Raw genomic sequence first — 24,600 nt, forward strand, 5'->3', positions numbered from 1 at the left:
GAATATAATGTTTATTAAATTACAACTTAAGGTAATACAAAAAGGGGGCAATTATTATGAAAAAATATAATAAGGTGGTTTTAGCATATTCAGGAGGACTTGATACTTCTATTATCATTCCATGGCTTAAAGAAACTTATGGATGCACAGAAGTTATTGCAGTTGTAGGAAATGTTGGCCAAAAAGATGAGCTTTGTGGCTTAGAAGAAAAAGCTATAAATACTGGGGCTTCAAAAATTTATATTGAAGATTTAAGGGAAGAGTTTGTAAATGACTATATCTTCCCTACTATTCAAGCTGGGGCAACTTATGAAGGGAAATACTTACTTGGGACGTCATTTGCAAGACCTATAATTGGAAAAAGAATAGTTGAAATAGCAAAAAAAGAAGGGGCTGATGCTATTTGTCATGGTTGTACTGGTAAAGGGAATGATCAAGTTAGATTTGAACTTGCAATAAAAGCTTTTGCACCTGATATGCCAGTTATCGCACCTTGGAGAATATGGGATATAAAATCTCGTGAAGAAGAAATTAAATATGCACTTGATAAAGAAATTCCAATAAATATAACCTATGAAACTAATTATAGTAAAGATAAAAACATTTGGCATTTAAGTCATGAGGGTTTAGACCTTGAAGATCCATCAAATGAACCAGACTACAAAAAAATACTTGAACTTTCAAAAACATTAGAAGATGCACCTGATAAGGCAACTTATATAACTCTAAGCTTTGAAAAAGGTATACCAGTTGCACTTGATGGTCAAAATTTAAATGGAGTTGAAATAATTGAAGCTTTGAATAAAGTTGGTGGAGAAAATGCAATTGGAATAATTGATATGGTTGAAAATCGTTTAGTTGGTATGAAATCAAGGGGTGTATATGAAACACCTGGTGGAACAATTTTAAACTATGCTCATAAAGAACTTGAATCTATTTGCTTAGATAAAGAAACTTCACATTATAAAGAAATGATTGCATTAAAGTTTGCTGATATAGTTTATAACGGACAATGGTATACACCTCTTAGAGAGGCACTTTCAGCTTTTGTTTTAAAAACTCAAGAAAATGTAACTGGCGATGTAAAGCTTAAGTTATACAAGGGAAATATAGTTAATGCTGGACTTTCATCACCTTACTCACTTTATAGTGAGGAGTTTGCAACTTTTGGAGAAGATGATGTTTATAACCAAAATGATTCAGAAGGATTTATAAATATTTTTGGATTGCCTATAATCGTTAAAGCTAAACTTGATCAAAATTTAAATAATAACTAAGGAGATGATTTAAATGAAACTTTGGGGCGGAAGATTTAAAGAAGGAACAAATACACTAGTAAATGATTTTAATTCATCCATAAGAATAGATGAAAGAATGTATAAAGAAGATATCTTAGGAAGTATAGCACATGTGAAAATGCTAAAAAAACAAAGTATAATTCCTGAGGATTCTTGTAATAAAATTGAGGATGGATTAAATGATCTTTTAAAAAGACTAGAAAATAATGTTATAGATATAGATGAAACTTCTGAAGATATCCATAGTTTCATTGAAGGCTTACTAACTTACTATATTGGACCTTGTGGTAAGATGCTTCATACTGGAAGAAGTAGAAATGATCAAGTAACTCTTGATTTAAAACTTTATTTAAAGGGGTATGTTCCCCTTCTTACAAAAGATATTATTGAACTTTTAAAAGTAATTTACAATAAGGCATCAGAAAATATAGAAACAATAATGCCTGGATACACTCATATGCAAAAAGCTCAGCCAATTACTTTCTCCCATCACATTTTGGCTTATGGAGAGATGTTTAAGCGTGATGTATCTAGAATAAATGATTATCTAGTAAGATTAGATGAAATGCCTTTAGGAAGTGGCGCTTTAGCTACCTCCACTTATCCTATTGATAGAGAGTTTGTTGCTAAAGAACTTGGATTTTCAAAAATAACATTAAATAGTCTAGACTCTGTATCAGATAGGGATTATGTTATAGAATTGCTCTCTACTTTATCAATTATAATGATGCATCTTTCTAGATTCTCAGAGGAAGTTATTCTTTGGTGTACAAATGAATTTAACTTTGTAGAACTATCTGATGAGTATAGTACAGGTAGTAGTATAATGCCTCAAAAGAAAAATCCTGATGTTGCAGAACTTGTTCGTGGAAAAACTGGAAGAGTTTACGGAGATTTAGTTACTCTACTTACATTAATGAAAGGTCTTCCCCTAGCATACAATAAAGATATGCAGGAAGATAAGGAAGCTTTATTTGATGCACTAGATACAGTAAAACTTTCACTTAAGACATTTACAGGAATGATAGATACTATGAAAATAAATAAAGAAGTTATGAAAGAAGGTGCTTCTAAAGGCTTTACTAATGCAACTGATCTTGCAGACTATCTTGTAAAGAAGGTTATTCCATTTAGAGAAGCTCATGGAATAGTTGGCGAAACTGTTCTTTATTGTATTAAAGAAAATAAAGGTATATCAGACCTAGCCCTTTCTGAGCTAAAAAACTTCTCTCCGATCTTTGAAAAAGATGTATATGAAGCAATTGATCTTTTAACTTGTGTTAGCGGAAGAAAGGTTCTTGGCGGGCCTGCAAAAGAATCTATAGATCTTCAACTTAAATACCTTGAAAACTTTATTAAAGAACATGAACTTAAATATTAGTGTGTGTATCTTTGGTTATTAATATTTAATATTCATACTAAACTAGGTACTAACAGACACAAATCATATAGATTAGTCTAGAAGCCCTTATACTTTTCTAAATAAATATATAAAAAATAGGTATTTAATCAATGTGATAATTATAATATTACTTACTTTTGATTAAATACCTTTTTATTTCAATGTTTTTATTATTTATTATTTTTCTATATAGTTTTTAACATGCTTAATTACCATGTTTATACTTCCATCACCATTTCTAACTATTTCAAATTTACTTGAATCATTATAAACTTCTTCATCTATGTAAAGATCTATTTCCTTATCTATCTTAAGTCTAACTCTCTTAAGCTTCTTTTCTACCCAGGTCTTATCAACTTCTACTTCTTCAACACTTTGCTCTTTAACAAAGTTTGAGAAGTTATTCTTTATATTTCCTTCATGTTTAAATAACTCTTCTGAAAGCTCATCAACATTTATTATTTCTTCTTCTTTAAGCTTTGCTTTTACAGTTGAACGAACCTTTTCTGCTTGGTCTGCATCCTCTGCAAAATTTTCTCTAGTCCATGCCTCTGTTGCTTTTAAGAAATTCTTTGTCATATCTCTCTCATTAGTTACAATAGTACATCCTAAGAAATTATTTATAAAGTAATTAGCTCCATACTCATCTTCATTTTTACTCTTCTTTTGCTTATCTAAAACCATAAGATTATATCTATCTTCTTCTCTTAGCGGTTTAATAAAAGCAGCTTTTTGTATCTTTTGTCCACTACCTGGAAGTCCTGCAGCTTGTGGAACAATTCCTATACCTATTTTATCATCCACAAAGTTAACTTGATGAGTAAAATTCTTTATGTAATCCATCTTTAAAATAGCAATCATTGGTCCTTGATCTGTTACTATTGATGCCACTATAAGATCACAAGAAGGTATATTAACATTCCCATTCATTATAGCAAACATTTGTCTTGCAAGTTCCTTTGAAAGTCCTATTAAATCACTATCTATACCATTTAAGTAATCTTGAGTTACTTCTTTTACTATGCTTCTTCCTTCATTAAACTTCGCATATTTAAGTTCCTCATCCTTAAAGCACTTTTCTATATGTTTAAATACAAATTTATATATATCTTCATTTAAATCTAATGAGTATTCATTAAGTACTGGTTCTCCCCCATTGCTATCTAATATATGTATTACAGCTTCATTTATATTAATATCATTTATATATTCCATCCTACAACTACCTCCACCAAATTATCAACATTTTATATTGTAACATAAAAAATATAGTTTTTATAAAAAGATTATTGGTCAAAAATAAGAAAAAGTAGTAATAAATCCAAGTCTATTACTACTTTAAATTGATAATCTTTAATTGCATTCTAGTTTAACACCTAATTATATTTTAATAACTAAGTTTAGCTATTGAAATACTTCATTATATAAAATTCACCATAACCTATGTAAGTTTTATTATTAATCATCTCTATAACCTCAAATCCTTGAGACTTATAACAATTAATAGCCCTATCATTCCATGTTCTAACTTCTAATTTAATATCTTTTCCTTTAAATCTTCTTTTACTTTCTTCTATCGCCATCTTAGTAATTATCTTTCCAAGACCTTTGCCACACATCCTTGGGTTTAAACCTATCCCAAAGAAAACTTCATCACCTTCATCCAATAGATTAGTAAACCCTACTAATTGTCCCTCTTCATCTAAATAACCTCTAAAACTATTTCTTTTTATATCATCACATAAGGAGCATCCATTTTTAACCAACTCATCCCATGTTGATAAATTATAAATTTCATATACTCCTTCATATTTCCAATTTACTATTTCTTTTGCCTGCTCCTTGGTTAATACATTACTTATTAGCTTCAAAATTATCATACCTTCTTTCATGAGAAAGCTCTCTATTAAATATTTTAATAATATTATATGCTTAATTTCCTTAGAATAGTTTAATTCACATAATCATTAAATTCATTAAATAAAAAATACACCTCCAAATGTTAGTTATTTTCATCTAACATTTGTGGTGTATTTAAACCTAATCTCTTTTTTATTACTGAGAAATAGCTCCTGCTATATTTACCGCATGGTCTCCTATTCTTTCTAGATTGCTTATAACATCTAAGAATATTACACTTGCATAAGCAGTTGTCTTTCCGTTATTAAGCCTCTTTATATGGCTACTTCTTAATTCTTTTTCCATAGCATCAATACCATCTTCTAAATTACTAAGAGAATTTACATTCTTAAAGTCTTTTTCTTCATAAGTATTTATAGCCATTTCCATTGATTCTAAAGTATTATTATACATAACTTGAAGATCATGTATATCTTCGCTATCATATTTCACTTTTTCATATATCTTTTCTCTTGCAAGGTCTGATATATTCTTAGCATGATCTCCTATTCTCTCTATATCATTTATTACATTAAAGGCTGATGTCACATCATTTGTTATATCATCTGATAATTCTAATTGAGATAACTTAACTAAATAATCTGCAATTTCTCTCTCTAATGTATTTATAAGTGTTTCATTTTTTATAACTTGTTCTGCTAATTCTTCATTACCTTCACTAAAACATCTCATAGCAAGCTCAAAGTTTTCTTTAGCTTTATTTGCCATTCTAACTGTTTCTTTTTGAACTTGTATTGTAGCTATAACAGGATTTTCAAGTAGATTATCATCTAAGTATAATGCACCATCCTTTTCAACTTCACCATCACCAGGCAGTATCTTATTTGCTATAAATACTAATAAGTTTGCAAATGGTAATAAAATTAAAGTTACTATAACATTAAATATTGTATGTGCATTTGCAATTTGTCTAACCACTTCATTTGGACTTATTGCTTGAACTGCTTCTATAAGCCATCCTATAAATGGTATAAAGATAATTGTTCCTATAATATTAAATAACAAATGTATTATTGCTGCTTTTTTTGCTGTTCTATTAGCATTAGCTGCCGCAAGTAATGCTGTTACACAAGTTCCTATGTTACATCCTAAGATTATTGGAATTGCAACATAAAGATCTATTTGACCAGTTGTTGCAAGGGCAATTAATATCCCAGTTGTTGCTGATGAACTTTGTACTATGGCAGTCATAACTAATCCTGTTAAAAGTCCTAAGAATATATTATTTCCAACTAAAAATACAAATTCTTTAAACATTTCTGATTCAGCAATTGGCTTCATAGCATCTGACATTAATCCCATTCCTAAGAATAGTAAACCAAATCCTAATAAAATATTTGCAATATCTCTCTTCTTTTTGCTCTTAGCTATAAGAGAAATAAATACTCCTATTCCAATTACAAAAGGTGCTATACCTTCTAAATCAAGTGATACCATTTGAGCTGTTATAGTTGTACCAACATTTGCTCCCATGATTACGCCAGTTGCCTGAATTAAATTCATAATTCCTGCATTAACAAAACTAACTACCATTACTGTGGTTGCACTGGAACTTTGAATTATTGCTGTAACTAAAGCACCAACTGCAACACCGATTATTCTATTGCTAGTTACTTTTTCAACTACGCTCTTTAGCTTATCTCCAGCTGCATTTTCAAGACCGTCCCCCATTAACTTCATTCCATATAGAAATAAACCTAATCCACCTATAAGACCTGAAATTATCCCTAATATCTCCAATTTCTTATTCCTCCAAACCTCTTCTTTTGTTTACAACTTAATTTTATCTATTATTTTAGATAAAGTTAATAGTATTTCTATTTTATTAATTAATTATTTACAATAGCCTTTTTTTGTTAACTTTATAATATTTAGTTGTTTTCCTTAGTTTTATTTTATATTCATTTGATGTACTATTAAAGAAAAGTATTTATTTTAGGAGGCGCAACCTTATGGGAAAAGAATTAGAAACAAGAGTTATAAACATAAATGTATATGATATGAGAGCTAAATTAAAAGCCTTAGGTGCTAAAATGGTTAAATCTGAAAATCAAATAAATGATATATATGACTTTGAAGATGGTAGACTTTTAAAGGCTAAAGGATATGCAAGAATTAGAACAGTTAATGACTTACTAAATTCTAAAGAAGTAATATTTATGACAACAAAAAAAATGCTATCTCAAGGTAAGTTTAAAGAAATGGAAGAAAATGAGGTTATAGTAGATAATAAAACTATGGCTGAAGGAATATATAGAGCTTTAGGGCTTAAACTTCATCAATCAATAAAAAAATATAGAGAAAGCTATAAGGTTTTAGATGGATTAGTTGAAATAGATATAAATGATAAGGAGTTCTGTCCTTTCCCTTACATTGAAATTGAAACTTCATCAGTTGAATCTTTAGAAAAAATACTAGACTTAATAGGATATACTATGGAAGATACAACATCTAAGACTATCTATCAACTTATTGACGAATATAATGAAAAAAGTAAATAATATATAAAATAAAAAATGACTGAGCAAAGTCTAACACTAAGTTCAGTCATAATTTCTCTCTATAATATATTATATTCCAAACCTAAAGATTTGCTAAATTTTTTGATGGACCAAACATTTCATAGTTTATTGAATCTTCTGAAACACCCATATTTTTTAACGTATCATATACGTGTTTCATAAATCCTAGTGGTCCACAGAAGTAAAAATCACCATCTTTAGGTAAGTTTTCTTCAATCCATTCCTTAGTAGCTACCCCATCAAAGTCATAATCAATACCTTTCTTATCTGACTCTAAAGGGCCTTGATAAAATATTGCAGTTTTAACATTTTCATGTTCTTCCTTAATATTTTTTATTTCATCTTTAAATGTATGTGCAGTTGAATTTAATACTGCTTGAACAAAAATTACATCTCTTTTCTCTTCTACTGCTTTATAAAGCATAGACATCATAGGTGTAACTCCTATTCCTCCGCTTAATAGCACTAAAGGCTTATTACTTTCTTTTAATATAAATTTTCCTAATGGATCTGATATTTCTACTATATCTCCTATTTGAATGTTATCATGCATATATCTTGATATCAGTCCATGCTCTTCTCTTTTAATGCTTATTCTATAGAACTCTTCTCCAGGTTTCATAGATAGACTATATTGTCTAATTGCATTTTTATTCTCTCCATCTTTAATTGCCTTTACTGCAATAAATTGACCTGCCTCATTTTTCTTAAGTTCTTTTCCATCTTCTGACTTTATATAAAATGAAGTTACAACATCATTTTCTTTTACTTTATTATATATCTTAACTTTATTCATAGTATTTAACCATCCTTGTTTTTATATTATTGATTAGATTATTTAGTCTATCAATAACTCTTTTCTTTCGTTAAATTAATTATAATACTTTATCTCAAAATAATCAATAATCATTATCAAATAATAATTATTAATATTTGAACTTCATTATTAAGCATCTTTGAATAAATTAACATTTCATAAAACATAACTACATAAAGTTAATGTTATCTAGCTTAATTTACTATACTCTACTTAAGAAAATTTAATTTAATAAAAATAATACTATTAAGCTTAGGCTAAAGTTTAATACTGTATTTATCTAATAAGTTCCCAATCATGCTCTTCTCTTGGTTCTTTTTTATTATCTTTATCATCTTTAAACATCTCATCAGACTTAACTACTTCTCTCTTTTTTTCTTCTTTATATTGTTCCATAAAAGCTTCACTCTCCCTAAAATATTATTCTCTTTTAGTATTTCAATAAATTAATAATATATTTATTACACATATTATTTAGAAATTAATTTAATATATTCTCTATTTTATAATTTTTTATAAAAAATAAAGAACTCCTTAAGGGGGGTTAAATACCTTAAGGAGTTCTCATTTATATAAAGTTTAAAATCTTATAGGCCTTCTACTTCTAATGCTTTTCTGCTTGATATCACTACGAATGGAATGTAGATTAATACTGATACAGCTAAACATATAAGTGCTACTAATCCACCAGTTAATGACCCTGTTGAAATAACAGCTCCAAGTATTGGTGGAGTTACCCAGTTTGCAACTATACTTACAGCAGGAACAAATCCTATTAAAGTTAATCCATAAGCTATACTTGCTGAAGCAAGTGGTGCTAATATAAATGGTATAAAGTATACTGGGTTAAGTACTAATGGCATACCAAATATTACTGGCTCGTTTATATTAAAGCAAGCAGGTGCAATACCTAATTTTGCAATCATCATTTCTTGTTTGCTTCTTCTACCTACTATAAATATAGCTATTAGAAGTGCTATTGTTGTACCTGATCCTCCCATATTTACATATGAATCTAAGAATTGGCTATTAACAATATTTTGTGGTATTTGTCCATTTTGTAATGCAGTTGTATTAGCTAATGTAAGTGGTAATAATACAGCATTTACAATTGGTGCTATTATATTGGAACCATGTATTCCGAAGAACCATAATAATTGTTGGAATAATATTAATATAAGCATTCCACCAAAGCTTCCAACTAAGCCTTCTAAAGGTTTTTGGATTGTTAAGAATAATGATTCAAATACATTGTCAATTCCAATTGCAACAAATATCATTCTTAGAGCTCCAGCTATTACTAAAACTATGATTGATGGTAATAATCCAGCAAATGATCTTGATACTGCAGGTGGTACTCCATCTGGCATCTTAATAACTAATTTAGGATTTCCAACAAGTCTTACATATATTTCAGTGGCAACAAGTGCTACTATAATTGCAATAAATAATCCAGTTGAACCTAAGTAATTGCTATTGAATCCTAAATTATCAGCAAGTTGCATAGGTGTTTTTGGATATAGTATAAAGAATGAACCTATTGATATAACTGCTGCTCCAACACCGTCTTTGTCATATCCTTTAGCTAAGTGATATGATATTGTAGCAACTATCAATATCGACATGATTGTGAAAGAACCATCATAGATAACTCCCCCAAAATCTTTCCAGTTAGCTGGTAATACTGAATTCATGAAGTTTTGATAAGCTTCCCATGGTAAGTTATTAATTAATACTGCAAATGAACCAGCTATAATTAATGGCATTATTGTAACGAATCCATCACGGATAGCAACTAAGTGTCTTTGTGAACCTATCTTTGCTGCTATAGGTACAAAGTATTTTTCCATCCAATCAAAAAACTTTTTCATATGTAATTCCTCCTATCGTTTCTAATTACTATCTTATTTCTAAATTTTATTTTACAGTCTAAATATTAGATTATTATAATTTCATTTTGAAATAAATTAGTAATTCTTTTGTATCTTATATTTTGCAATTTGTTTATGTTTACACTATTTATATATAGCAATTTGCATGCCAAGACTATTTTTTAATTCTATTTTTGAAGAATGTCTTCTTCCCGTGAATTTAAGTGCCTTTTTCCGACATTTTCTTACACACTTTTTAAATATCACTGTGTAAAATTATTACACAGTATTACACTGATATGCTTTTCTGTGTAATATAACATAAAACGTTTACTAGAAATAATAAAAAGATGCTAGAAATATAAATATTTCTAGCATCTCTTTTTTAGTTAACTATCTTCTCTTTCTTCTTATTATTGCTGTACCGCCTGCTAATGATAGTACACCTGCTAATAATATACCACTAGATACCATACCACCTGTTGCTGGTACTTTCCCTGGTTTGTTACTATTTCCTGATTCCTGACTACCACTTCCACCATTATTGCTTCCGTTGGCATTTCCATTATTAGAATTATTATCTCCTGGTTTATCTCCCGGCTTATCTATATTTGTATTATCATCTTTGTCCTCATCTTTATTACCATCATCCTTATCTTCATCATCTACGTTATCATCTGAATTTTCTTTTAATTCACTTCTTGCTTTAGTAAGAGATTTTATTGCATTATTAATATCTTCTGATGTTGCAGCATCATTTTTTAATACCTTTTCTGCATTATCTAATGATTTATTTAAATTATCTACACTTTCCTTAGTATATTTTGATAAATCCATAGCTTTAATTTCCTTTATTAATTCTTCAAGCTTAGATTTATCTGGTTTTAATCTTAAATCAAGATAAGCTTTCATTAAGTTATCAAAAGCACTGTCAACTTCTGCTTGCATAGCATTTTCATCTGCTAATACTTTTTTAGCTTCTTTTAAAGATTTTTCTAATTTACTCCATGTTGCTTCTATATAATCATCTTTTTCTAAAGCATCTATTATATCAACTATTCCATGAAGTGCTTCTTTGTCACCTTGTTTAAACTCTAGCATATGAATTACGTTCATTAATCTCTTAAATACAGTATCTACTTCTTCTGCTGTAGCATCTTCATTTGCATAGACAGCTTTAGCTTCCTTTAATGCCTCTTTAAACTCTTTAACTACTGCTGGAACTACATCATTAAGTGCCCCATCAGCTTCTGCTTTTTCAGCATAATTAATTGCCATTCTTAATGCAGTTTTATTAACTTCTGTAGCATCTTCTCTTTCTATAGTTAATGAATATGTCTTAACTTTAAGACCATCCTCTGATTTGATAAGAACATCTATCTTTTCATCTTGTCCTGCTGTATAGATAACTGAAACTGATGCGTTATTTGTAACTTCTGCTGTTATCTCTGGTAACTTTTCATTATTTTTAAGTTTTAAAGTATAATCTACTCTATCTTCTCTAAATTCTTCTAAGTCTTGTCCATTAACCTTAATCATATTTGTAGTAAAGTCTTGATTTATAACTGCTTTCTTTTCAAATGCTTTTATTTCAGTTATACCAAGTCCCATATTTTCTTTTGCATTCATCTTTATTCTTAATGCAAAAGTTTTAACCATATCAAAATTTAGATAATTAGTATCTGTTCCTGATGTTACCTCTGGATTAGAAGTCATATTAGTAACTGATTTCCAATTGTTATCATCATTTAATGGTGAATTTTCTTCATCTAAAACATGTGCTGGGTCATTTGGTAATGTTATCTCATCTCCAGTATAATACTCAACTACAAAATCTTTTGGAATCTTTGTTCCATTATCTTCAAAGAAATCAACTTCTAAGTTATCTATATATTTCATTTCAGGTACACCTGATCCAAATATAACTCCAACCCAATCTGTTGCATTCTTATTTGACCTTTTCCAATTTGACCATCTATTATTTGGTGCGTTAGTATTATGCTCTATTACACCATCATTTACTTTTTCAATACTATCTTGTGATGCTTGATCTATCTTAGTATCATTTGTATATGATGCGAATGCCATTGGAAGATCATACCCATTTCTTCCTAGAGCTATATTATCTCCATTTACAGACTCATTACTTACTCTTATAGCTATACTTGCCTTAATATCTGTTCCCTTTACTGTTCCTTCTACTTTAAATGTTCCTTCTTTATTTAGTAACTCTTTATCATACTCTGCCCAAGTTACATCAACATCAACACTTGTACCATCAGTATAGTATGCTTTAACTGTTCCTGGAAGCTTTGGTGCTACTCCTTTATTTGTAGCAATTGATACGTTACCTAACGCTGAAATACCTTTAACTGTAACTTTTGCTACTGGCTTTAATTCTTGTCCTTTAACTGTTCCCTCTACTGTAAATACTCCATATTTATTGTAGTCTTCTTCCTTTATATCATTCCATTTAACTTCTACATCTCTTGAAAGTCCTACATCATAATTTGCTTTTATTTTGTTTGGAAGAACTGGTTTAACCCCTTTATTTGTATCTACATCAACTTTCTCATAAGAAACAATTGTTTTGTCGGAAGTATTCTTTCCTATATTAACATTTATTATATTAGTAGTTTTCTTTACACCTTTATAAGTTACTTCTGCTGAAAGACTTATATCACCTTCAGTATATGCATATAGCTTATTGTCTTTTATTTGAACTTCTGCACCATTTTCTGTACTTACATTATATTTAACGTCTAAATCATTTTTATTTATATTATTTCCATCTTGTAGTTTAGCTTCTATTAATATATCAACTATATCGTCTTCTATTATATTTTCTTTTCCAAGTGATATGCTTGCACTCTCAATTGTCGGAGCATTCTCTTTGAATTTAATTGAATAAGTGTTTCTCTTTGTTCCATCTTCTCCAATTACCATTATTCTAGTTGTTCCATTAACATCTAATGCTGGAACTACAAATACACTTCCATTATCTTTAGCCACTGCTGTAACCTCTGGAACTTTTGATCCATATGGAAGATTAACAGTATAATTCATAGTCTCTTCTTTAAAGTTTTCTATAGCTTTACCGTTAACTTTAATTTCTTTTAAAAGTGATGTTCCCTCACTTACTAATACATTTGAATAAACTTCAAATTCAGTAAGTCCTACAGCTTTATTTGCATTTGTATCTTCTTTTAATAATGCTCTTATTTTATTTGTTTTTACTGTATCAAAAGTTATCTCTTCAGTTCCCTCAGCTGAGAAACCTGTCTTCTTACTTTGATTTGTAACTTCCTTCCACTCTTCTCCATCTAAATATTCAATTGTTATCTCACTTGGAATCTCTACTCCATGGTCTTTGTAAAGAGAAATTCCAACCTTATTAATTGAATAAGCTTTATTAAATTCAATTCCTACATAATCATCATAGTTTGCTCCTGGTTTTCCCCAGTTAGTCCATCTATTTTGTGGAGAATCATTTTTTGATATTACTCCATCATTTATATTGCTTATATTGTCTGGTCCTTCGTAAGTAGTAAATGCTTTAGGGAATTCTTTTCCTTCATTTACTGCAATATTTTTCATTTCAAAGTTATCAGTAACAGTAACTATTACTTTTCCCTTAATACCTGAAACTCCTTCTACAGTTCCTTCTATCTCTACTGTTTTAGCGCTATTAACATCCTCATCAGTTAATTCCCTATCCCAAGTTACTGGGTAATTTTCTATACTACCATCATTAAATATTGCTGAAACTTCCTTTGGAAGTTCTGGTTTATCCTTAACAGCTGTTAAAATTCTACTATCTAGTATTCCTATTATATCTTTTACAATAACAGTTACTTCAACAGGAATATCACTATATTCAGTAGTACCGCTAACTTTAAAAGTACCTGCTTTGCTTAATTTATCAATAGGAACATCCTCCCAAGTAACTGGCACTTCACCTTTACTTCCATTGCTATATAATGCAGTAACTTTATCTTGAAGATTTAGCTCCCCATTAACTGGTACTGTTATATCACTAACGTCATAGCCTACTATCTCCATCTTATCCATGTCTTCTTCTTCAACTGAGTATACCTTTATATTGTCTGTACCTAAGCCTTCACTTGTTGCAGTTAATGTAAATGAACCTGCATTAGCATCTGATTGTACAATAACAAGAGCTTTACCGTGGTCTGCTTTTCTCTTATTATCTTTATATCTTTCAACACTTGCAGCATTACCATTATCAACCCCAACTATCTTTCCATTACCTGATACTTCAAAGTTAATTAAATTATCAGCATTTGGCACTAATGTTCCATTTTCATCAACAACATCTACTGTTATATAAGAAAGATCAGAGCCATTTGCTTTAACAACTTGTCTATCAGCAGTTAAATTAAGCTTCTTCGCTTCTTTCGCTGTTTTAACCTCATCTCTTGAAATTTCTTTTCCACTTGCATCCTTTGCAACAGCAGTTAGTTTTCCTGGCTTATATGGAACTCTAAATTCTAAATGAAGTTTTCCCTCATTAGTTTCTTTAAACTCTCCATTATATCCAGCATTAGTTACTTCGTAAGTATCTGTTCCAACTAACTCTCCAAGTTCTTTAGAATTAACATCTTCGTTATAATATAAATCAACACTATTTGCATTAGTGTATGCATATACTAAAATCTTATCTCCATCAACCTTTATGCTATCATCATTTTCAAAGTTCCAGTGTGGTAATAAATGAACCATTGGCTCATCTGACCATTGACTTTGGTAGAAATAAAAAACATCTTTTTGGAATCCAGCTGTATCTATTGCTCCAAAATATGAGCTCTTTGCTGGATATGCTCCATAATAAGGAGTTGGCTCTCCAATATAATCAAAACCTGTCCAAATATATTCTCCTGCTATATAACCTCTATCTCTATCTCTCTTCCAAGCTTCTTCAGCTGTCTTTCCCCAACCAACATAGTCATTATCATATGATGACTGTTGTTTATCTTGATGTGTATGCATTTGAAGTTTTTTCTCTGGATGTGAGTAAACTCCACGACTTCTTGTTGCAGATGAATTCTCTGATCCATACATCTTCCAATCTGGATGTTTTGCTCTAAGGCTGTCATAGTTATCTTCAGCATAGTTAAATCCAACTACGTCTATAATATTTGCTACAGCTTCATGAGCACCTTGTCCATTTCCCATTCTAAATTTATCTTCACCCATTGTTGTTGGTCTTGTAGGATCTACTTCCTTAACCCAATCGTTTAAATTTTGAGCTGTTTGTATTGCTTTAGATTGACTAGTCTCCCATATTTCATTTCCTAAAGACCACATTATTATACTTGGAGCATTCTTTCCACGCTCGACCATTTGTTTTATATCAAATTCTGCCCATGTCATATCTCCATGTATTGATTTCTTTTCAAAGAACCTTCCATAGTCTTGTGATTTCTTTCCATCATACCAAGTATCAAAAGCTTCTTCTATAAGAAGTATACCTTCTCTATTACATATATCTATTAATTGCTGTGAAGCTGGATTATGAGTAACTCTTATAGAATTTACTCCCATATCCTTTAATAGCTTAACTTGTCTCTCTATTGCAGCCTCATTTGAAACAGCACCAAGTGCTCCTTGATCATGATGCATACAAACACCTTGAAGTTTCATTTGCTCTCCATTTAAAAAGAATCCTTCATCATCTGAGAAATCAAACCATCTCATCCCAAAGTCAGTTTTATACTCATCAACTACATTTTCATCAATAGAAACAGTAGTTACAACTTTATACATATAACCACTTTCCGTACTCCAAAGCTTTGGATTCTTAACTGTTACTTCTTGGCTAAATTTCTTTTCACTACTTTTAGTTACTACTTCTGTACTACTAACTTCTCCAACATTCTTACCTTCTGCATCATATATAGTTGAGGTTACTTTTACATCCTTATCCTCATTCTCTTCATTTACAATATCAGTCTTTATATCAACTAAAGCTCTACCTTTCTTATATTCTTCTTCAAGATTTGGAGTTGTAACAAATGTTCCATACTTATCTACGCTAACCTTTTCTGTAACAGTTAAGTGTACATCCCTATAAATACCACTTCCTGAATACCATCTACTACTAGGTTGCTTATTATTAACTTTAACCGCTATAACGTTTTCAGTAACTCCATCATAAACTAGGTTATCTGTTATATCAAAAGAGAATGGAGTATATCCATAAGGATGATTACCAACCTGTGTTCCATTTACATAGACATAACTGTCCATATATGCACCATCAAAATCTATTGATATCTTTTTACCTTCCATTTCTTTAGGAAGTACAAAACTCTTTCTATACCAACCTATTCCTCCATCTAAATATCCACCTTCATGAGTAGATGGTGAATTTTTATTGAAGTCTAATTCTATACTCCAATCATGTGGAAGATTTAATTGTCTCCATGAATCATCATTAAAATCCTTATTCTTTGCTTCTGGAACATCCCCTAAATTAAATGTCCACCCATCATTAAATAATATTGATCTTTCTTTCTGCTCCGTTAGTACTTTACTCACCGGATTTTTCCCACCTTCTTTTATAGTATCTGCTAAAGCTGTCACCCCTGAGGACGTTACTATTATTGATAATGAAAGTAGAGCTCCTAATATCTTCTTACACTTCATTTTCTTCTCCCCTTATACCCTTTATTTTATATTATCCATAATGTAATCTATCTCGTATTCATCAACTATATTATCCTTGTTGATATCATACTCGCTTTTATTTTTTCCATAATATTTAGATGCTATAGCTAGATCTCCTAAGTCAATTTTATTATTTTTATTAAAATCTCCTAATAGGATTTCCTCTCCGCTGCCTCCATTATCTTTAGTATTTATAAAAGCATGATTAATCTGAGAATCAACTCTTCCTCCGTGTGGATTATTTCCTACAGATAAGAAAGTTAATGTATGCTCTCCATAAGCTAAATCTCCGCTATCGAATATTACTTCATTCTCTAGTCTATTTTCTGAATATGGATCAATTTCTAAAAATTCTCCATCATCAATCTTAATCTTATATAATCCATGATTTGGGTCCTTAGCTCCAATTAATACAATTCTTGATCCCTCAAATTTAATGCTATAAGTTTTATTTTCTCCTCTTGCCCAGGCTCCATTTGATTCTTGATTCCACCCTTCTCCAAAGGTAAACTTATTCATGCCACTTCCAGTATCAGTTGTATTAATCTTTAAATAAGTATTATCATTGTCTTCTATAGTAACCTCTAAATTATCATTAAATCCTATTATTCCCCCTATAGGATTGCTTAAGGTCACAAAGAAGTTCTCATCCTCTTCGATTTCATCATCATCTATTATTGTTATTCTATCTATTACCTTTTCTGTTTCATTTTCATCAAAGGATAAAGTTCCAGACCATACATGTAGATCCTTTAAATTTTCTGCACTTCCTAACACTGTATCATAGTTTACTTCAATTCTTCCCTTGCTTCCCCCTTTTCTAATAACCTTAAATTCTGGATTTTTAGTACTCTCTGAAACTCTTGTTGAAGTTTTTTCAAATTCTACTAATCCCACACCATTATTATCAAGTACAAAAGCACCATCGAGATGACCTGAAATGCCAGTAGACCTTTCATTTTTTCTTCCAGATACCCTTATAGTTGCAGTATGCTCTCCATATTCTAAGGTTTCACTTTCATATACTATTTGTTTTGTTTTTCTGCTTTCTGCATATAAATCTATATCTTTAAATTCTCCTCCATCAATGGAAATTTCCATTATTCCATGACCAGGATCTTTAGCAGCTGATAAATAAAATAGACTTCCTTTAAATTTTATATCCACAGTTGATCCAGCTTTATTGGACCAATGTGCATCTCCACCTCTATCATTGTCTCCATGAATATCTTCATAGTTCCAATTAGCTCCAAAGTTAAATTGATTTACCTCAGTTCCTTTATTTGAATCATTTAAAAACTTTAGCCCATCAGGAATATCCTTTGGTAATTCTATATTTTTAGGTGCCTTATATACATTAATTTCATTAATTAAAGGAGTGGCTAATGAATCCTTTATATTAATTCTTATCTTCTTGGCAGTTGTTGGTGGAACTCTTACATATCTTTTATATCCAATAGTTTTTCCAGAATATATTTCACTCCACTCTTCTCCATCCCTAGATACTTCAACTGAAAATTCCTTTACTCTTTGTCCTAAAGTTATATACTCTTGAAGACTTACTACATCAAATGTTGTATTCTCATTAAACTCAATTTCTATAGTTCCAGTTTTAGCTGAATTATTTGGAGCCCAATAAGTATCAAAGTCGTTGTCATTAAGCTTATCTTTGCTATAAGTATTATTTATTTCACTGTCAACTGATAATGTACTGTTATCAGTTAAATCTTCATCTAATAATCCCTTTACTGCATCTCCAAATTCTTTTATTCTATTAACATCATTTTCGTGTAATATTCCATCCTTATTAGGTGGCACATTTAATAATAAAACAGAATTTCTGCCAACTGACTTAGTATATATATCCATTAATTTTTCCAATGATTTAACTGCATTGTCTTGAGATTTATGATAGAACCAGCCTGGCCTTATAGATACATCTGACTCACCTACAACCCAATCTGGGCCATTCTCTTCTCCAGTATTTAAATAACTAGGTACTTCTCTCTCTGACATCTTAGCTAAATCAATTGTTGACCAGCAAGGCTCTCCTGCATATCCATTTTCATTTCCTATCCATCTTATATCTGGTCCTTGAGGACTAAATATTGTACAGTCTGGCTGAAGTTCTTTTATTAACTTAAACCATTCATCAAATTTATACTCCTGTGTAACATTTGATCCCTTAGCTCCATCCATCCAAACCTCTGAAACTTCTCCGTAATTAGTTAAAAGCTCAGTAAGTTGTTCCATATAAACTTCATTGTAATCTCTTCCATTCCCCTCACCATAATCTGGAGAGTTTTGATCCCATGGAGATAAGTAAACACCAAACTTTAATCCATATTTTTTGCAGGCATCTGCAACCTCTTTAACAACGTCACCTTTTCCATCCTTCCATGGACTTTTCTCTACACTGTGATCTGTTGTTTTGCTTGGCCAAAGAGCGAATCCATCATGATGCTTTGCTGTAAATATAACTTTCTTAAAGCCACCATCTTTTAATGTTTTAACCCACTGATCTGCATCTACCTTTGTAGGATTAAACCTTGCAGGGTCTTCATTGCCATTTCCCCATTCAACATCATAGAAAGTGTTTATTCCAAAGTGTATAAAAGCTGTTAGCTCATCTTTTTGATAATCTACTTGTTGAGCAGTTGGAGTAGCACCATAGGCTTCTGTAACAGATTTTAATGAATCTTTTGATGATGTAGCATTTGCTTGTACTAAGTTACCTGCTGTACCTAATAAAAATGTAGTAAACAATCCACAAGCTATAACCTTCTTAATTCTATTTTTATTCATAAATAAACTCCCTATATAAATTTTCTTGTTTAGATTTCATTACTTCTATAAGATATTCTTCTAAAGTTTAGTTCTGTTTTATATTATAGTTTAAGAAATTATTTTATTATTGAAAGGATATCTTACTTACTTAAGACTATCCTTTCAATAAGTTTAGATTAGTTTACTTTCTTTTTCTTCTTAATATTGCTACTCCACCTGCTGCTGACATTATTCCTGCAAGTAATAATCCAGTTTGCACTAGTCCTCCAGTTGCTGGAACATTTCCTGATCCTTCTCCACCACTTGGCTTATTATTGTTGTTTCCATTATCTCCAGTGACGTTATTGTCTCCACCATTTGTTCCGCTATTATTATCTCCTGGTTTATCTAAATTTCCATTATTATTGTCTCCTGGCTCTTCTTTATCATCATTATCCCCTGGTTCTTCTACTTTTTCTTTTAATCCATTCCTTGCTTTATTAATAAGTTTTATAGCACTATTAATATCTTGTTTTGTAGCTTCTTCATTATTAAGAACCTCTTCCCCTTTACTTACAGCTTCATTAAGATTCTTTACACTTTCCTCTGTGTATTTAGATAAATCCATACCCTTAATTTCATTTATTAGCCCCTCTAATTTTGATTTATCTGGTTTTAATCTTAAATCAAGATAAGCTTTCATTAGGCTATCAAATGATTTATCTACTTCTGGTTGCATAGCATTCTCATCAGCTAATACATCCTTCGCCTCTTTAAGTGCCTCTTCTAAAGGAGCCCATGTTGTTTCAATATAATCGCTCTTTTTTAAAGTTTCTATTATATCAACAATTCCTTTAAGGAGTTCCTTATCTCCTTCCTTAAATTCAAGCATATGAATTGCATTCATTAACTTTTTAAGTGCTTCATTAACTTCTACCTTAGTTGCATCTTCTTTGTTATAAACTTCCTTAGCTAAATCTAATGACTTATTAAACTCCATGATTACAGCTGGAATTACACCATTAAGTGCACCATTTGCCTTTGCATCTTCTGCATAATCTATAGCCATTTTTAATGCTTTTTTATCAACTGGCTTAACTACTTCATTTTTAATATTAGTAATTGCAGATCCACCATTAATAGAATGTTCTTTTCCTTCTCCATCTGCAATCTTTACATTTACTGCATTAAACTGAACATCATTTCCTTCAGCTTTTGCTTTGAATGATAGTTTTGCAACATCCTTGTCACTTTCTATTGGAACTCCCTTTGTTGCAACAATTACTTTTATTTTATTTTCTACTTCCTTACTGCTAACAATATACTTTTCACTATCCATTGAAGCTGCTTCAACAAATTCAACTTTTTCATTGTCAAACTCAACATCAAATTCCATTGCAAAGATATCATCACTACTTAATTTACCGGTTCCAAATTTAACATCAAAGTTATTTCCAACTAGAACCTCTTCTGGTGCTATAACCTTTAAATCTCCTTCTAAGCTAACATCTTTAGCTCTATAAACATTTAATTCTGCCGCTGAAGCAAATCCTCCAACACCTTCTTTTGCAACAAGTCTAACATGAGTTGCCTCAGCTGGTTCATTAAATTTCACAACCTTAAGCTTATTGTTATTTTCAAATGTGCCTTCTGAAACTTTAACAAAGTCCTCTCCATTAGTACTTACTTGCACTTCATATTTTGTAATATTACCATTTTGTCCACTTTGTCTTGGAAGATATGTCAGTCTATCAACATTATACTTTCCACCTAAATCTAAAGTTATATGCTGTGGAAGTGGTTTTACATTATTGTAATTAGTATGCCACATAGTACCTTCATCTCCATCAATAGCAAAGCTTGCCAACCCTTCACTTCCTACATTAGGATGCTCACTTGAAGCTGTAGCATGCATTTGTTCTTGTGGTATCATTAATGGATCTGATATAGCAGCTTTATTATTAACTAAAAGATTATCAAATTCTCCCTTGAAAGCTTTACTACTACTTCCTATATTCTCTAATGGGAATACAAATGTTCCAAAGTTATTTGTTTCACTTGATTTACTTATCTCATCAACATACTCGCCATTTACATAAAGCTCTGTTTTATTCAGCTTTCCAACTATAGTTATATCTACCCATTCTCCCTTTGGAAGTTCATAATTAAATGAATAGTCATAGCTCTCTCTTGAGAAGCCAACCTTCCCTGTTTTCTTTTGGACAGCCTTAAATTGACCTTTTGAAGATTCAAATAAAACCTGTTCTTCATTACTGCTATCATTATCTCTATTTACACTAAATGAAATTGAATAATTTGGTCCTATATTATTAATTGGAGTTTTTAGAATACTTTCTCCTCCATTTAATTTTAATGATCCATTCTTAATTTCTGCATTTTTAATCTCAACAGAGTTATATCCATTTTCTGATTTATCATCTGCAATATTATTTTCTGCATTTTCAAAATCGTAATTTATAACTTTTTCTGTTTTTGATTCTACTTTATATGTTGGATTTGTATTTGGTGCTGTTCCAACCTTTTTTGATACTTCCTTAAACTCACTATAAGTTTTATCTTCAGCTTCTCCCCACATTTTCTCTGATAATGCTTGTATAGCTGGATAAACTCTATCAAAAATATCATACTCAACTATTCCATTTGATTTTCTATCTATCATGTCATTCCAAAGAGTAAACATTCCTCCAAGCATTTGAGGTGAACCTTCTGGTAATACAACTCCATTACTAAATTTGTTAGCTTCCCAATTATTGTAAAGCCATTCAGTATCTAAATAATTTCTATAATAGTTAGCTCCTGGCACCATATAAACCCAAGCATCATCTGTATTTATTAAATCAAATCCTTGATTATACATATCTTTTGGATTTGCCCATCCGCAGTTCCAAATATTCATTTGAACACCTTCTGATGTTACAGGCGTACTTCCTTTTTTATTTGTTAAACTTCCCCAAAGTCTTGGTACAGCTTTCTTTTCATCTCTCATAAACTTAAGCATTTTATCTGTATATGCTCTATATTCCTCTGCCTTTCCATAGAATTCATCTGTTCCTATATGAACTGTAGAATTTCTAAACACAGGGTTTTCTCCATCCATAAATTCGTTATATATGCTTTTTATATAATTAACAACCTCTTCATTATTTACATCTAACATTGCAGCATTTTCACCATTTCCATCTCCATATGCATATTCTGGATGTACTTTTGTAAATGCTAATGCATGTCCAGGTGTATCAAATTCAGGTACTATATTAACTCCATAAAGCGATGAATCATCAATGAATTTACCAAACTGTTCTTTAGTATAATGTCCATCTTTTGATGTTAATGCTACTCCATTTGAACCAACATCATTTGATTCAAGTCTAAAGCCTGCATAAGCTTTCTCTAAAGCTTCATTGCCATAATCATCAAGCCATATATAGTTATCATTTAAGTGAATTTGGAAGTCATTCATTTTATACCATGACATTGTTTTCATTATTTCATATAAATAATCTAATGAAGTAAACTTTCTACCTACATCTAACATAAATCCTCTTACATCATACTGTGGGTAATCTCTTACTAGACCTTTTGGTATATACGTTTTATTTTGTTTAAGGATTTGAAGTATTGTTCTAGTTGATAAAAAGATACCTTGCGCTTCGTTTGCTTGAATCTTTACAGCATCATCTATCTCCATATAGTATCCTTCTTTTCTAAGCTCTTCATAATTTGAAGTTAATGCAAGATAGAAATCTCCTTTCTTTGGAGAATTAGATACTACAACTTCTATATCACGTCCTACTATATCTTTATAATCCTTAGCAAATGTTTCAGCTACACTTCTTAATTTACTTTCTGAATCTTTACTTATAACTATTCTTGAATTATCTTTTATTTCAAAGTTTCCACTCATTCCAGCCCATTCTCTAAGTTCTGGTATAACTGTTGGCTTATCATTTACACTTACCATATTTGAGCCTGGTACAGTTAATTCAATTGCTTTAGATGTTGCCTTTTCATTGCCTTTTTTAACCTCAAAATTTACAGAAACCTTAGTATTTACAAGTGGTTTATGAATATTCATTTCATAATCTATAACCTCTTCATAATCTGCACCAATAAATGATATCTCAAATCCTTCTGGAACTTCAGGCATTTTAAGTTTTGTATCTTCTGCACTTAGTTCTTCTACCTTTATACTATTTGCAACTTCTTCTACAGTCTTTGGAGCTTCTGGAATTTTGCCATTATATATTTCAAGTTCATATACTGATACAGTGTTCCAGTTTACTCCTTCTGAATTTGAAATATGCTCATCAATATAAAGTCTTACATATCTTCCACTAACTTTCTCATTTAATTTAATTTCATCTCTATGATTATCTGGAGCTTTATTTGCTGTATAAACATCTGTCCAATTTGTATTATCTACTGATGTTTGTATTCTATATTTAGGTGAATTTTTTCTTTCCCATTCTATAACTACACCATCAAACTGAGTGTTTGCTCCAAGATCTACTTTAAGCCATTGGTCTTCTGATGAAACAGCACTTGCCCATCTTGAAGATTTAGCTCCCCCTCTATCAATAATTCCATCAGTAGCTTTCCTTGCTGTAAAAGTGTTTGTTTCTACAGATGATGCAGTAGCTTCCTTATTTAAAGCTACATTAACTCCTTCTGTTGGTTCCTCAGCATCACCATAGACTTCTACTTCATATAATGAAACAGTCTCCCATGATATATCTGAACCCTCTTCTTTTGGCATATAGCTTTCAACTAACACTCTTAAATATCTAGCTTCCTGATCTCCAACTTCTATAGTGTCCCTATAATTTTCAACTTTTGTTCCCCCATAGATACTTGTCCATGAAGTTTTATCATCTGAAATTTCTATTCTATAAGATTCAATATTTTTTCTTTCCCATTCAATTACTACTTGATTAAACTTTGTCTTTTCTCCGAAATCAATTGCAACCCATGGATTCTCTTCATATCTTTCACATGCCCATCTTGATTTCTTTTCACCTGTCCTATCAATAATTCCATCATTTATTTTACGTGCACTAAAATCTGATGTTTCTTCACTTGATGCAAATGTAGCTTTTCCTAAAGCTAGATTTAATTTTCCTTTATTTTTTAACGCAGTAGCATATGCAGAAATATTTCCACACATCATTGTAAAGATAAGAAATAAAGGTAGCATTAATTTAAATCTTTTATTTCTTTTAAGATATTGCATTAGATTACCCTCCAATAAATAAATTTTTTAAAGATATTTGAAAGTCTTAATACTTAAATATAA

Annotated in this window: 11 protein-coding genes; 3 read left to right on the plus strand and 8 right to left on the minus strand. The window is 30.6% G+C overall.

Annotated elements, in window-relative coordinates; translation table 11 throughout:
- Positions 1 to 56 precede the first annotated feature (56 nt).
- The gene (locus tag ACQPUW_RS10310; RefSeq protein ID WP_430837407.1) at positions 57 to 1,277 is read left to right on the plus strand and encodes an argininosuccinate synthase; all 1,221 of its coding nucleotides are present in this window, start codon (positions 57 to 59) and stop codon (positions 1,275 to 1,277) included.
- Positions 1,278 to 1,290: 13 nt separating this feature from the next.
- The gene (argH, locus tag ACQPUW_RS10315) at positions 1,291 to 2,679 is read left to right on the plus strand and encodes an argininosuccinate lyase (RefSeq protein ID WP_430837408.1); all 1,389 of its coding nucleotides are present in this window, start codon (positions 1,291 to 1,293) and stop codon (positions 2,677 to 2,679) included.
- A 198-nt stretch (positions 2,680 to 2,877) separates the two neighbouring features.
- On the opposite strand, the gene ACQPUW_RS10320 is transcribed toward argH, so the two are convergent.
- The 3 genes from ACQPUW_RS10320 to ACQPUW_RS10330 all read right to left on the minus strand — a co-directional run bounded on the left by ACQPUW_RS10320 (position 2,878) and on the right by ACQPUW_RS10330 (position 6,360).
- Positions 2,878 to 3,915, minus strand: coding sequence for a nucleoid-associated protein (locus ACQPUW_RS10320; RefSeq protein ID WP_430837409.1), 1,038 nt, complete (start codon positions 3,913 to 3,915; stop codon positions 2,878 to 2,880).
- A 185-nt stretch (positions 3,916 to 4,100) separates the two neighbouring features.
- Complete coding sequence (locus ACQPUW_RS10325; RefSeq protein WP_430837410.1) at positions 4,101 to 4,571, minus strand: GNAT family N-acetyltransferase; 471 nt, start codon at positions 4,569 to 4,571, stop codon at positions 4,101 to 4,103.
- A gap of 184 nt (positions 4,572 to 4,755) precedes the next feature.
- The gene (locus ACQPUW_RS10330) at positions 4,756 to 6,360 is read right to left on the minus strand and encodes a Na/Pi cotransporter family protein (protein ID WP_430837411.1); all 1,605 of its coding nucleotides are present in this window, start codon (positions 6,358 to 6,360) and stop codon (positions 4,756 to 4,758) included.
- Between the two features lie 212 nt (positions 6,361 to 6,572).
- Here ACQPUW_RS10330 and ACQPUW_RS10335 point away from each other — a divergent pair, with 212 nt between their 5' ends.
- Entirely contained in the window at positions 6,573 to 7,121 is a 549-nt protein-coding gene (locus ACQPUW_RS10335; protein ID WP_430837412.1) for a class IV adenylate cyclase, read from the plus strand.
- An 82-nt stretch (positions 7,122 to 7,203) separates the two neighbouring features.
- Here ACQPUW_RS10335 and ACQPUW_RS10340 read toward each other — a convergent pair whose 3' ends face one another.
- From ACQPUW_RS10340 to ACQPUW_RS10360, 5 genes are all read right to left on the minus strand, one after another.
- Positions 7,204 to 7,938 (minus strand): FAD-binding oxidoreductase, encoded by a 735-nt coding sequence (locus tag ACQPUW_RS10340; protein ID WP_430837413.1) that lies wholly within the window; start codon positions 7,936 to 7,938, stop codon positions 7,204 to 7,206.
- Positions 7,939 to 8,546: 608 nt separating this feature from the next.
- Positions 8,547 to 9,830 carry a PTS sugar transporter subunit IIC gene (locus ACQPUW_RS10345; RefSeq protein WP_430837414.1) on the minus strand — a complete coding sequence of 428 codons (1,284 nt, stop codon included), beginning with the start codon at positions 9,828 to 9,830 and terminating at the stop codon, positions 8,547 to 8,549.
- A 393-nt stretch (positions 9,831 to 10,223) separates the two neighbouring features.
- Positions 10,224 to 16,499 (minus strand): Ig-like domain-containing protein, encoded by a 6,276-nt coding sequence (locus ACQPUW_RS10350; RefSeq protein ID WP_430837415.1) that lies wholly within the window; start codon positions 16,497 to 16,499, stop codon positions 10,224 to 10,226.
- Positions 16,500 to 16,520: 21 nt separating this feature from the next.
- Positions 16,521 to 19,325 carry an alpha-L-fucosidase gene (locus ACQPUW_RS10355; RefSeq protein ID WP_430837416.1) on the minus strand — a complete coding sequence of 935 codons (2,805 nt, stop codon included), beginning with the start codon at positions 19,323 to 19,325 and terminating at the stop codon, positions 16,521 to 16,523.
- A 163-nt stretch (positions 19,326 to 19,488) separates the two neighbouring features.
- Positions 19,489 to 24,537: a discoidin domain-containing protein gene (locus ACQPUW_RS10360; RefSeq protein WP_430837417.1), complete on the minus strand. Its 5,049-nt coding sequence runs from the start codon at positions 24,535 to 24,537 to the stop codon at positions 19,489 to 19,491.
- Positions 24,538 to 24,600: the final 63 nt, after the last annotated feature.

The sequence above is a fragment of the Clostridium sardiniense genome (assembly GCF_050584765.1).
Classification (GTDB): Bacteria; Bacillota; Clostridia; order Clostridiales; family Clostridiaceae; genus Clostridium; species Clostridium sardiniense_A.